This window comes from Arthrobacter sp. S39, from assembly GCF_004320525.1.
GTDB lineage: Bacteria > Actinomycetota > Actinomycetes > Actinomycetales > Micrococcaceae > Arthrobacter.
In genome coordinates this window covers 58744-70837 of record NZ_SIHX01000001.1, presented here as the reverse complement: position 1 = coordinate 70837, position 12094 = coordinate 58744, and the positions used below count along the sequence as shown (strand labels likewise).

Sequence of the window (12094 nt, the reverse complement as noted above, 5' to 3'; positions counted from 1 at the left end):
ATGCCGGGACGCTCCATGACATTCCCTTTTGACATCGCCCTGGTCTGGCTGGACCTGGCCGGCGTCTTCTTCTTTGCCGTCTCCGGATCACTGCTCGCGGCGCGGAAGCAGTTCGACCTCGTGGGTTCGCTGCTGCTGGCCTCCCTGGTGTCGTTGGGCGGCGGCGTGATCCGCGACATCATCCTGAACACCACCCCGGCCGCGTTCACCAACCCGGCGTACCTGGCGCCTCCCGTCTTTGCCACTGTGCTGGTGTATTTCCTTTTTTCCAGCGTCCAGCGGTTCACTTCGCTGCTCATCCTGTTCGACGCCGGCGGGCTGGCACTGTTCTGCATCACCGGCACGCTGAAGGCCCTGACGCTGGGGATGAATCCGGTTGCCGCGGTGCTGCTCGGTGTGACGACGGCGGTGGGCGGGGGCCTGCTGCGGGACATCACCGCCAATGAGGTGCCCCAGCTGTTCGACCCCCGGGACCTGTACGCGCTCCCCGCTTTCAGCGGAGCGGCCCTGACCACTTTCCTCTGGGTGACCGGTTCCTTCAATGCTTTGACCGCGTGTGCCGTGGCGGCCGTGGTGTTCACCTTCCGTGTCATCGCGTGGCGCCGGTCCTGGTACGTTCCGCTGGCGGTGCACGGCTGGCACCGCCGGGGTGTGGACGGCGGCGAATCACAGCCGTGGAATTAGCTACGATATGACCATGACTGACATGTTCCTCGAGAAGTTCCGCGCGCTTGTTCCGAAGTATCTCGAAGACGAATGGCAGGAAGAGGACGGGCTGTCCGCCGACGAGCTCGACTCCGCCCTCGACGAACACCAATTCCAGATTCCCCTGGTCCTGCGCGAGTTCTACCTGGCCCTCGGCGGCTGCGAGGACCTGATGGAGGCGTACCACTACTTCTGGGACCCCGAGGAACTCGAAGTTGACGACGAAGGCTTCCTGATGTTCCTGGAGGACGAGGAAGAACAGTTCACCTGGGGCTTCCGTGTAGGCGACCTCGGCGTCCCTGACCCCATCGTCTACCGCCGCAACAACGCCCGCGCCCAGTGGAAGTCCGAAGAAGGCACCTTCTCGGAGTTCGTCTTCGACATGTTCGAGTGGGCCTTCAACGACGAGGAAGACTAGGGGCTCCTGGCGCTTGGCGGCTCTCTTCGCCGCCTTCGTGGGGCACTTCGACACGGACACGCCGTCAGTCCAACGCGGAATGCGCTTGCCGGGCGCCAATGTGCCCCACCACGGAAAGTACGACGGCGGCACTCACCGCGCGCCGAAGCCTCCCTGCCGGCACAGCTCCAGCACCGCCAACACCTCTGCCACCATCCGCTCAGGGTGATGGACGACGTCGTCATAGCCGAACCTAAGGCCAAGACGCCCGCCAATCAGGGTGGCATTGTTCCGCTTTCGGTCCTTCTTTACTTGCCGTGGCTCCAAATGGGTGCTGCCGTCGGTCTCCACCACGAGGCACTCCTCAACAAGGAATTCCACCTCGCCCACCCCAGGTAGCTCTACATGCCTGCGGACGTGGAGGCCCGCACGCCGGAAGTGGTAGTTGGCCAACACCTCCAGTACGGAATCCGCCCGTGGAATCACGTAGTCCAATAGGGACCTGGCGCGGGCGTTGCGATTGCCCGGGAGCTTGCGCCGCAGGAAATCCACCGTGACGTCTCCCCGCTGGGCTGCGCACTGGACCATAACCAGCGCCTCCACCGCGGGCAGGCATCGCAGCGCGTGGATGAGGACGTCGGCCAGGCCCGCCACCGGCAGCCATCTGTGCGGCGGGTGTGCACACCTCCCGTGAATCAGGGTCCCCGAGGGCGTCTTCTTGTGCCCAGGGCTCAGGTGCACAGAATCTGGGTTGTGGAGCGTCCATAGACGGTAGGTGGGGGCGGCCGACAGGCACGTCAGCAGGGCGTTGTGCTGCAGCGCCAGGCCGAGCACATCCGCCTGCCGCGGCAAGCTGTAGACGCCCCGCCGAATCCTGACGATGCGCCCGGCGGCCAACGCTTTGTCGATGTACGCCCGGGAAAATCCAGCCTTACGGAGCGTGGAAGCCCGGGCTGCGCTCCGCAGGGCGAGAAAACTCTCAATATCCATGGCTCCACGGTGCCCGCCGGCCACAGCAGAGGGCAGATCCAAGCTGTGCCATGTGGACAACGCCACCGTCGTGGGGCACTTCGACACGGACACGCCGCCACTCCAGCGCGGAATGCGCTTGCTGCGCGCGAATGTGCCCCACGACTGCCAGAAAAACCTGTGACAAGCGCAGTAACAAGGGACTTGCATCCTGTGACAAAGCTGTCATAGACTGTTCACGGATCCGCTAAACGCCTCCGGCGGATCTGATGCGAACGGAGAGATAGCCCCGGTTCGACGCAACGTTTGACTCGTATCGTTGCTGAGAATCGGGGCTATTCCGTTTAAGCCAAAAGGCCTGGCCGGGCGCTAACCCGGGCCAGGCCCCAAAAAGAACTAGCTGGCGCGGTCCACCACGGCCAGGGCGAAGTTGGACAGCGACGACTTCACAACACCCTCCGGCAGCGGGGCCAGCGCGGCAATAGCCTCGTCGGCCCAGCGGCGCGCAACCACCCAGGACTCGGCGGTGACGGGGTGCTCGCGCAACCCGGCAACTGCGGCGGCCAGGGCGTCGTCGGAGGTCAGGTCGCCGTCAATCAGCGTCAAAAGTTCGACGGCGGACTGGTCACCAGCGGCGGCATCGCGCCGCAGGAGCAGCACCGGCAGCGTGGGGACGCCTTCGCGGAGGTCGGTCCCCGGGGACTTGCCGGACTTGACCTTGATGCCGGTGACGTCGATGACGTCGTCGGCGAGCTGGAAGGCCACGCCTACCTTCTCGCCGTATTCCACCAGGACTTCCTCGTAGGCCTCATCGGCGCCGGCGAAGATGGCACCCAGCTGGCCGGAGGCGGCAACCAGGGAACCGGTCTTGTCCGCGATGACGGAGAGGTAGTGCTCCACCGGATCCTCATCGGGGCGCGGGCCAACGGTCTCGTGCAGCTGGCCCAGGCACAGCCGCTCGAACGTGCGGGCCTGGATGCCCAGGGCGCGCGAGCCCAGCTCGGACACCAGGATCGAGGCGCGGGCGAAGATGAGGTCGCCCGTGAGGACAGCTACGGAGTTTCCCCAGACCTCGTGGGCGGTGGGCGCACCGCGGCGGAACGGGGCCGAGTCCATCACGTCGTCGTGGTAGAGCGTTGCCAGGTGGGTCAGTTCCACCACGACGGCGGCCTGCACCACGGCGGGCAGCGAAGCGTCGCCAAGGTGCGCGCACAGCAGGGTCAGCAGCGGCCGGATGCGCTTGCCGCCGGCTTCCACAAGGTGACGCGACGTTGCGTCAGCCAGCGGGTCCGAGTTGGCAATGGCTTCGCGCAGCTTCTTTTCCACCCGCGCCAGGTTGTTGGTGATGGCGGGGCCCAGTTCGGCGTCCTCCGCGATCGCCGCGAAGCCTGCGGGCAGCTGAAGTCCCGTGGCAATGGCGGTGGTGTTGAGGCTGGGTTCGGAGTCCGGCAGGCCGTGCCCGGCGTGCGTCCAGCTGTGGTCTGCGGAGTTGGTCACGGGTTAACCCTAACTTTTTGTTGCGGATACCGCTGATTCGAGGCCGACGGTGTATTGGATGTGGCCGGAACCAGCGACTCCAGGACGCGGATGGCCCGGTCCTCGAAGCCTTTCGCGGCTGGATCGGTGAGGTTGGCAAGCAGCCGCACCACAAAGCGCATCAGCACGGGAATGGGCATCCCGGTCTGCAGCGCGAGCTTCATGACGGCGGGCTTTCCGATCAGCGCGGCAAAGGCCCGGCCCAGCGTGAAGTGCGATCCCCACTGGCCCCGAACATAGTCCGCGTAGCCCGAAAGGTGCGCATCGGCGCCGTACATTCCGCCCGCGGCATAAGAGCGCGAGGAGGCGTCAATGATGAACTCGGCCGCGAACCGCGCCGATTCCATGGCGTAGGAGATGCCCTCGCCGTTGAACGGGGAGACCATGCCCCCGGCGTCGCCCAGGAGGAGCAGGCCCGGCGAGTAATGCGGGGTGCGGTTGAAGCCCATGGGCAGCGCGGCACCGCGGATCTCGCCCACCTGGTTCTCGGGGGTGAAGCCCCAGTCGGCGGGCATGCCGGCGGTCCATTCGCGCAGGACCTGCTTGTAGTCGAGCTTGCCGAAATCCTTGGACGAGTTCAGGATGCCGAGGCCCACGTTGGAGGTGCCGTCGCCGACGCCGAACACCCAGCCGTAGCCGGGGAGCAGTTTGCCGTCGCGGCCGGGGAGTTCCAGCCAGCCTTCCATCCAGTCGTCGTCGGTCCGGGGCGAGGTGAAGTAGGTGCGGACGGCGACGCCGAGGGGCCGGTCGTCGCGCTTCTGGATGCCCAGCGACACGGCGGTTCGCGTCGAGTTGCCGTCCGCGGCGAGGACGACGTCGGCGCTGAAGTCGCGTGACTCCCCCGTCTTGCGTCCGGACTCGTCCAGGAGCGATGCGCGGACTCCGGTCACGCGGCCGTCCTCCGAGCGCAGGGCTTCGGTAACGCTGTGCCGCTCGAGGATTTGTGCGCCGGCGGCCTGTGCGTGGCGGGCCAGTTCCTCGTCGAAGCCCAGGCGCGTGCGGATCAGGCCGTACTGCGGAAAGTCGGACACCTCGGGCCAGGGCAGTTCGATGGTGCGGCCGCCCGCGATCAGGCGCAGGCCTTTGTTCCTCCGCCAGCCGTCCGTTTCCGGGTGCGGCAGGCCGAGTTTCTGGATTTCGCGGACAGCCCGCGGCGTGAGGCCGTCGCCGCAGACCTTCTCGCGCGGGAAGCTGGTTTTTTCCAGCACGGTCACGCTGATGCCGGCCTTGGCAAGGTAATACGCGGCGGTGGAGCCGGCCGGCCCCGCGCCGACAATCAGTACATTCACGCCGTTCAGCGGACGATGTTGCGGCGAAGCTTGGCTACGGGACCTTTATTCGCGGCGATGGCGGCCGCACCGCCGTCGGGGCTTGAGTCGGCCGGTTTGGTGGCGCGGTGGATGGCCACGATCCCGCCGGTGAGGTTGCGGTAGGTGACCTTTTCCCAGCCGGAGTCCTGCAGCCATGCGGCCAGGTGGTCCTGGTCCGGCCAGGCGCGGATGGACTCGGCGAGGTAAACATAGGCGTCCGGGTTGGAGGCCACCTTCACGGCGATGGCCGGCAGGGCACGCATGAGGTATTCGGTATACATGGTGCGCCAGAGCGGAACCACGGGCTGGGAGAACTCGGCGATGACCAGCTTGCCGCCGGGCTTGGTGACGCGGAGCATCTCGGCCAGGGCCTTCTTGGGCTCGTTGACGTTGCGCAGCCCGAACGAGATGGTGCTGGCGTCAAAGGAGTTGTCCGCGAACGGCAGGTTGGTGGCGTCACCGGCAACGAAGTTGATGTCGGGGCGGCGGCGCTTGCCCACTTTGAGCATTCCGAGCGAGAAATCGCAGGCGACGACGTCTATGCCTGCATCGGCATATGGCTCGCTGGAGGTGCCGGTTCCGGCGGCCAGGTCAAGCACCCGCTGGCCCTTCGTGACTTCCATGGCTTCCACCACAACCTTGCGCCAGCGGCGGGTCTGCCCCATGGAGAGGACATCGTTGACGACATCGTATTTAGGTGCGACGTCGTCAAACATCGTGGCTACTTCGTCCGGACGCTTATCCAAGGATGCTCGGTTCACTCAGCCATTGTCTCAAATGTTCAGCAGGCCCCCTAACCACGGGCGGTTTCCACGGCGGAGGGCCGGTTACGGGGAGTCCCTGCGCCCGGGAGTACTGTTATCTCATCATGACGAGCACGTTCCGCACCTTGACAGTCCCCCTGGATGGAAAAGCATCTCCCGGGGGGCTGCCTCAGTTTCTGGTCCGGGACGATGTCCTCTGCTGGACCCGCCGCGAGGCCGGACTGGTGGGCTTCGGCGAGATCGCACGGTTCACCGCCACGGGCCCCGAGCGATTCCTGGAAGCCGACATCTGGTGGCGCCACCTGGTCATTGAAGCCGAGATCACCGACTCCGTGGAACTGCCGGGCACTGGCCCGGTGGCTTTCGGCTCGTTCGCCTTCTCCAAAAAATCTGCCCATGAGTCCCGGCTGATCGTGCCGGAAATCGTGGTGGGCGTCCGGGACGGCCGCTACTGGGTCACCCAGTTAACGTTCGACGACGGCGCGCTCACCAAGGCGGGCGCCCTCGCCGCCCTGGACCGCTGGCTGAGCAGCGGCAGCGCTGTTCCCGCTGGCACCCTGGTGGGCGGCCCGACTCCGGAGGCTCCCGCTTCGTCCGTGGGCGCCGCCGGGGACGGCACCTCCCCTGCCGTACCCGCGAAGGCGGGTCACGCCGTCGTACGCCCCTTGCCCTTGGCCGCCGGCGCAACGCTGCACACAGGGTCCCTCAGCGAAAAGGACTGGATGGCCGCCGTCGCCGCAGGTGTGGAGGAGATCCGGACCGGGGCGCTGGAGAAGCTGGTGCTGGCGCGCGACATCGTGGCCACGATTCCCACCGGAGTGAATGCGGCCCGGGTGCTGCGCGAACTGTCGGCCCGGTACCGCGAATGCTGGACGTATGGTGTGGACGGGCTGGTGGGTGCCACGCCGGAGATGCTGATCCAGGTGGAGGGCCGTACCGCGCAGGCGCGCGTGCTGGCAGGGACGCTGGACCGGCGCGACGCGCACGGCGAGGCCGGCATTCCGATGGATTACGCGGAGCGGGTACTGGCCGGATCCGAGAAGCAGCGGCACGAGCACGAGATCGCGATCCAGTCGCTGACGTCGCAGCTGGCGCCGTTCTCCGAGGCGATGAACGCGCACGACGAGCCGTTCATCCTGGAACTGCCCAACGTGTGGCACCTGGCGTCGGACGTGAAGGCCGAACTCGCCGAGGTGGAGGGACATGTCCCCACGTGCCTGGCCCTGATTAACGCGCTGCACCCGACGGCCGCCGTCTGCGGCACGCCCACACTGGTGGCGGGTGCGCTGATCCGCAAGCTTGAACACCTGGACCGCGGGCCCTATGCCGGGCCGGTGGGGTGGCTGGACGCGGCCGGCAACGGCGAGTGGGGTATCGCGCTGCGCGGGGCCGTGATCGAGTCGCCGGATACGGTGCGCCTGTATGCCGGCTGCGGCATAGTCGACGGTTCCCAGCCCGAGGCCGAACTCGCCGAGACGTGGGCGAAGTTCCGGCCGATGCTTGAGTCGCTGGGCATCAACAGCTAGTTTCCGCCGGAGTGTCCGGGATCGCAGACACCTACCCCTCGCCTAGGCTTGAAATCAGCGGTAGTTTAGTTATCCAATAGTGAAACTAAGTTTCCTGTGATGCACATCTCTTGTTCGGCGCTACACTATGAACCGATTTAGTACCGCATACCCCTGCAACAAAAGGTAAGAATTATGCAGCTCAAGTCCCTGGCCACGGCCAAAATGACCGCCAAGGCAGCAGCAATCCTCGCCGCCGGCGCCCTCACCCTCACGGCATGCGGCGGCAGCTCCACCCCGGCAGCATCCGAAGGCGGCATCCAGCTCATCAACGCCGGCAAGCTCACGGTCTGCTCCGACGTCCCCTACGAGCCGTTCGAATTCCAGAAGGACGGCAAGACCGTCGGTTTCGACATGGACATCGCCGCGGAGGTCGCCAAGGACCTCAAAGCCGAACTGAGCGTTGTGGACAGCTCCTTCGAAGCGATCGAGACCGGCACGGCGCTCACCCAGTGCGACGTCTCCATCTCCTCGATTTCCATCACGGACACCCGCAAGTCCGTCATGGACTTCTCCACCCCGTACCTGGACGACGACCTGGCCCTCGTGGCCAGCACGGACTCCGGCATCAAGACCCTGGACGACGCCAAGGGCAAGAAGGTGGGCGTCCAGCAGGCCACCACCGGAGCCGACTACGCAGCAGAGAAGGGCCTCGACGCCCAGCAGTTCGAGGACACCGGCCTCCTGGTCCAGGCCCTGCAGGCCGGCACTATCGACGCGGCCCTGGGCAACCAGTCCGTCCTGGGCTACGCCATCAAGGATGAGCCCAAGTTCAAGGCTGTTGAGAAGTTCGCCACCGGTGAGCAGCTGGGAATCTCCATCAAAAAAGGCAACACCGCCATGGCCGAGAAGGTCAACGGAACGCTCAAGCGCCTGACCGACGACGGAACCCTCAAGAAGTTTGAGACCACCTGGTTCGGCGAGGTCGCCAAGTAGCCAGCGCTTCGGCCCCAGGAAACTGAGGCCTTCGCCGCCCTGAGAACCATGCCGCCGGGGCCCCGGACACGCTGTACCGCAGTAGGTCCGGGGCCTCAGCCACGCACTACGAATGTGAGCACCCCATGGCAATGACCGCACGTCAACGGGCCAGAGTGAGCCTGTATGTCCAGATCGGCATCTTCATTGTGGCAGTGGCCGCACTGGTCCTGGCCACGGACTGGAAGACCATCGGCAACAGCGTCTTCAACTTCGGCAAGATCGGCCCGATGTTCCCGGACATCTTCCTGGTGGGCCTGAAAAACACCCTGATCTACACGTTCCTGGGCTTCGTCGTTGGGCTGTCCGGCGGTCTGCTGCTGGCCCTGATGAAGCTCTCCGCCTTCCCGCTGTACCGCTGGATCGCCACGGGCTACATCGAGTTCTTCCGCGGCATCCCGGCACTGCTGGTGTTCATCGCCTTCGGCTACGGCGTCCCCTTGGCCTTCGGCGTCTCCTGGAACGTGACCATCGTGGTCATGGTTTCGCTGGGTATGGTCGCGTCGGCATACATCGCTGAGACCCTCCGCGCCGGCCTGCAGGCTGTGCCCAAGGGACAGCTGGAAGCCGCCCGTTCGCTGGGCATGCCGCAGTGGCGGGCCATGGTCTCCATCGTCATCCCGCAGGCGTTCAAGATCGTGCTGCCGCCGCTGACCAACGAGGTCATCCTGCTCACCAAGGACTCCTCGCTGATCTATGTCCTGGGCCTGACCGCGTCGCAGTACGAGCTGACCAAGTTCGGCCGCGACGGCATCTCCAGCCTGGGCGCCGGCCTGACGCCGCTCCTGGTCGCCGGCGCCTTCTACCTGGTCATCACCATCCCGCTGAGCCTCCTGGCCCGGAAGTTCGAAAGCCGCTCCGCGCGGACCAAGCGATAGGCAGGGAAGCCATGAACGACGTCGTAAATTCCACCGCCGGCAACCCCGGCACCGTCAACGCGGCAGGCGTGTCCATCAAGGACCTGCGCAAGTCCTACGGCACCAACGAAGTGCTCAAGGGCATCAGCCTCGACGTGAAGCCTGGCGAAGTGGTGTGCCTGATCGGCCCGTCCGGTTCCGGCAAATCCACCCTGCTGCGCTGCGTGAACCTGCTGGAACAGCCCAACGAAGGCGCCATCCAGGTGGGCGGTTTCGAAGCCACCGATCCCGACGTGGACATCGACAAGATGCGCCGCAAAGTGGGCATGGTGTTCCAGCAGTTCAACCTGTTCCCGCACCTGGACGCCAAGCGGAACTGCACCATCGCCCAGACCAAGGTCCTGAAGCGGTCACTGGCCGAGGCGGACGAGGTGGCCCAGCACAACCTGGACCGCGTGGGCCTGGGGCACCTGTCCGACCGTTTCCCGGACCAGCTTTCCGGCGGCCAGCAGCAGCGCGTGGCCATTGCCCGGGCGCTGAGCATGAACCCCGAACTGATGCTCTTTGACGAGCCCACCTCCGCACTGGACCCCGAGACCGTGGGCGATGTCCTCTCGGTTATGCGGAACCTGGCCAAGGAGGGCATGACCATGCTGGTGGTGACCCACGAGATGGGCTTTGCCCGCGAAGTGGCCGACCGCGTGGTCTTCATGGACGGCGGCGTCGTGGTGGAGGAAGGCGTGGCCGAACAGGTCATCTCCGCCCCCACGCAGTCCCGCACCAAGGAGTTCCTGCGCCGCGTCCTGGATCCGACGCACATCGAGATCGAGGAATAGGCTCTTCCGAGGCGCAAATTATCTGTCGACGCGCATGTGCCCTGTCGCTACCTGAATACCGGTAGCGACAGGGCACATGCGCGTCACGGGGTAATTCGCGCGTCGAGTGGCGCGGCGCGTCGACTCAGTCCGCCAGGACTCCCGTCACCGCCGCGGCCACTGCTGCCTTGATGCGGGCGTGCAGGTCCCGCAGGCTGTGCCGGTCGGTCCGCACCTCGACGATGCTGCGGCCCTCGATCGGCCGGGCGAGCGCTTCGGCGAGTGCCGCCGTCGTACTTACCGAGCAATGCCCGACGCCGTACGCTGCGGCGAGTGCCGCGAGGTCCACTGTGTGCGGGGTGCTGAAGAGCCGCTCGACGGCGTCTCCGTAGGTTCCCGATTCGCGGACGGCCCCGTGCTCGAGCAGGTCGAAGATGGCGCCGCCGGAGTCGTTGAGCACCACGATCCGGAGCGGGGGTTCGGCCTCCCCGGAGCCGAGGAGCAGGCCGCCGGCGTCGTGGAGGAAGGTGACGTCGCCCAGGAGGAGGGTGGTTTCCTGGCGGCCGCCGAGGGCGATGCCGGTGGCGGTGGAGGTGGTGCCGTCGATCCCGGAGAGGCCGCGGCTGGCGTAGACCGTGGCGGCCGGTTCTGAGGCGGGCAGGCCGGCGAGGTCGACGTCGCGGATGCCGTTGGAGGACCCGAGCACCAGCTGGCCGCGCGAGTTGTTCCACACAAGAGCGCCCACGGACGGCCCGGTGGCGACGGCCTCCCCGGCCAGGACCTGGTCCAGGGCGTGCTGCGCGGCGGACCCGGCCAGCAGCCAGGCATCCAGCCACGAGGACGGGCCCCGGCCGGCGAAATCGGCGAGGTCGGCCAGGCTTTCCAGCGGCAGTTCCGTCCGCCGGCCGGGCTCGTACCAGGCCACGGGAACCGGCTGGTACAGCGCCGACGGCACATCCGCCCGCGCCAGCAGGGACGCCACTGGCCGGGACAGGGTAGGCCGGCCGAAGAGCACGACGCGCTCGATCGGCTGCGCGGATTCCGGTCCGAAGTGCTGCAAAAGCAGCCGGTACGGACCCACCGCGTTCGGGCCGAAGCGGGCGTTGGACGACGGCTCGGCCAGCAGCGGCAGGCCGTGGGCGCGGGCGAAGGCTTCGGCGACGGGACCGGCGTCATGTCCTGCGAGCACCACGGTGCGCCGCTCCGCCAGGTCGCCGGACGCGGGCGGCAGGTCCATGGTGAGCGGGTCGGTGCCGATGCGGAATTTCGGGCGCGCGGCTTCCGTCGGGAGCCTCTCCCCCGCTGCGGGAACCAGCGGATCGCGGAACGCCAGGTTCAGCTGGACGGGCCCGGGGGCGAGGTCCGAGAACGCGCCGGTGGCGGCGGCCAGCGCCGTCTCCACAGCGCGCAGCGGACTGCTGCCGGCCTCGATGTCGGCGGCGAACCGGACGTGCTCGCCGAACAGGTCCAGCTGGATGGTGGTCTGGTTGGCGCCGGTGCCCCGCAGCTCCTCGGGCCGGTCGGCGGACAGCACCACCAGCGGGACGGCGGCGTGGTTGGCCTCCATTACGGCGGGCATGAGGTTCCCGACGGCGGTGCCGGACGTGGTGAGGACAGCCGCCGGGGAGCCGGTGGACAGTGCCAGGCCCAGGGCCGTGAATCCGGCCGAACGCTCATCGATCCGCACCAGCAGGTCGACGCGCCCGGCCGCCGACGCCTCGGCCAGGGCGTAGGCCATCGGAGCCGAGCGCGACCCCGGCGACACCACCACGTACTCAACGCCGCCGTCGATCAGGGCTTCGACGGCGATCCGCGCCGCTTCGAGTGAGGTCAGGGAACGTGCGGCTGGGGGTGCGGAGGCGCCGTCGTCGGATGCGGGATGGAAGGCGGAGTCATTCGGCGAAGTCACCGAACCAGTCTGCCACCCTGACACGCTCGTTACTTCCTGTCGGTTAAACCCGAACGCTCGTTACTCGCCGCCCGGCGGCGGTAGGGGCCTGCGGGCGTCACGCCAGGCACGCTTTCGGGGAACGGACGACGGCGGCGGCCCGGTTTGCCGGGGTAGCGGCACCTAAGGTGCGCCAAAAGACTGCCTGGCGTGACGCCGTCGTTCGTCCCGCCTGAAACGCTCTATCACTTCCTGTCGCTTAAACCCGGTTGCTCTATCACTTACGGTCCCCAAAAGGCCTGCGAAGGGACCA

General features: G+C 66.8%; 11 protein-coding genes. 6 read left to right on the top strand and 5 right to left on the bottom strand.

Annotated features, from left to right (window positions below; all coding sequences use genetic code 11):
• Positions 1 to 15: 15 nt before the first annotated feature.
• Entirely contained in the window at positions 16 to 684 is a 669-nt protein-coding gene (locus EYS21_RS00340) for a TRIC cation channel family protein (RefSeq protein ID WP_131131180.1), read from the top strand.
• Between the two features lie 13 nt (positions 685 to 697).
• Entirely contained in the window at positions 698 to 1123 is a 426-nt protein-coding gene (locus tag EYS21_RS00335) for a hypothetical protein (protein WP_131131179.1), read from the top strand.
• A 132-nt stretch (positions 1124 to 1255) separates the two neighbouring features.
• On the opposite strand, the gene EYS21_RS00330 is transcribed toward EYS21_RS00335, so the two are convergent.
• The 4 genes from EYS21_RS00330 to EYS21_RS00315 form a co-directional block, all read right to left on the bottom strand.
• The gene (locus tag EYS21_RS00330) at positions 1256 to 2092 is read right to left on the bottom strand and encodes a type IV toxin-antitoxin system AbiEi family antitoxin domain-containing protein (RefSeq protein WP_131131178.1); all 837 of its coding nucleotides are present in this window, start codon (positions 2090 to 2092) and stop codon (positions 1256 to 1258) included.
• A 375-nt stretch (positions 2093 to 2467) separates the two neighbouring features.
• Entirely contained in the window at positions 2468 to 3568 is a 1101-nt protein-coding gene (locus tag EYS21_RS00325; RefSeq protein WP_131131177.1) for a polyprenyl synthetase family protein, read from the bottom strand.
• A complete protein-coding gene (locus EYS21_RS00320; protein WP_131131176.1) occupies positions 3565 to 4896 on the bottom strand; it encodes a geranylgeranyl reductase family protein in 1332 nt (443 codons plus the stop codon). Before EYS21_RS00320 ends, EYS21_RS00325 begins: the two co-directional genes overlap by 4 nt.
• A gap of 5 nt (positions 4897 to 4901) precedes the next feature.
• Complete coding sequence (locus tag EYS21_RS00315; RefSeq protein WP_242633217.1) at positions 4902 to 5678, bottom strand: demethylmenaquinone methyltransferase; 777 nt, start codon at positions 5676 to 5678, stop codon at positions 4902 to 4904.
• Positions 5679 to 5785: 107 nt separating this feature from the next.
• On the opposite strand from EYS21_RS00315, the gene EYS21_RS00310 reads away from it, so the two are divergent.
• The 4 genes from EYS21_RS00310 (at position 5786) to EYS21_RS00295 (ending at position 9914) form a co-directional block, all read left to right on the top strand.
• The gene (locus EYS21_RS00310; protein WP_131131175.1) at positions 5786 to 7207 is read left to right on the top strand and encodes a chorismate-binding protein; all 1422 of its coding nucleotides are present in this window, start codon (positions 5786 to 5788) and stop codon (positions 7205 to 7207) included.
• A 174-nt stretch (positions 7208 to 7381) separates the two neighbouring features.
• Positions 7382 to 8182 (top strand): ABC transporter substrate-binding protein, encoded by an 801-nt coding sequence (locus EYS21_RS00305; RefSeq protein WP_131131174.1) that lies wholly within the window; start codon positions 7382 to 7384, stop codon positions 8180 to 8182.
• A gap of 125 nt (positions 8183 to 8307) precedes the next feature.
• Entirely contained in the window at positions 8308 to 9099 is a 792-nt protein-coding gene (locus EYS21_RS00300; RefSeq protein WP_131131173.1) for an amino acid ABC transporter permease, read from the top strand.
• A gap of 11 nt (positions 9100 to 9110) precedes the next feature.
• Entirely contained in the window at positions 9111 to 9914 is an 804-nt protein-coding gene (locus EYS21_RS00295) for an amino acid ABC transporter ATP-binding protein (RefSeq protein ID WP_131131172.1), read from the top strand.
• 124 nt (positions 9915 to 10038) lie between these two features.
• Here the strand turns inward: EYS21_RS00295 and menD are convergent, their stop codons facing one another.
• Positions 10039 to 11727 carry a 2-succinyl-5-enolpyruvyl-6-hydroxy-3-cyclohexene-1-carboxylic-acid synthase gene (gene menD, locus EYS21_RS00290; RefSeq protein ID WP_242633265.1) on the bottom strand — a complete coding sequence of 563 codons (1689 nt, stop codon included), beginning with the start codon at positions 11725 to 11727 and terminating at the stop codon, positions 10039 to 10041.
• Positions 11728 to 12094: the final 367 nt, after the last annotated feature.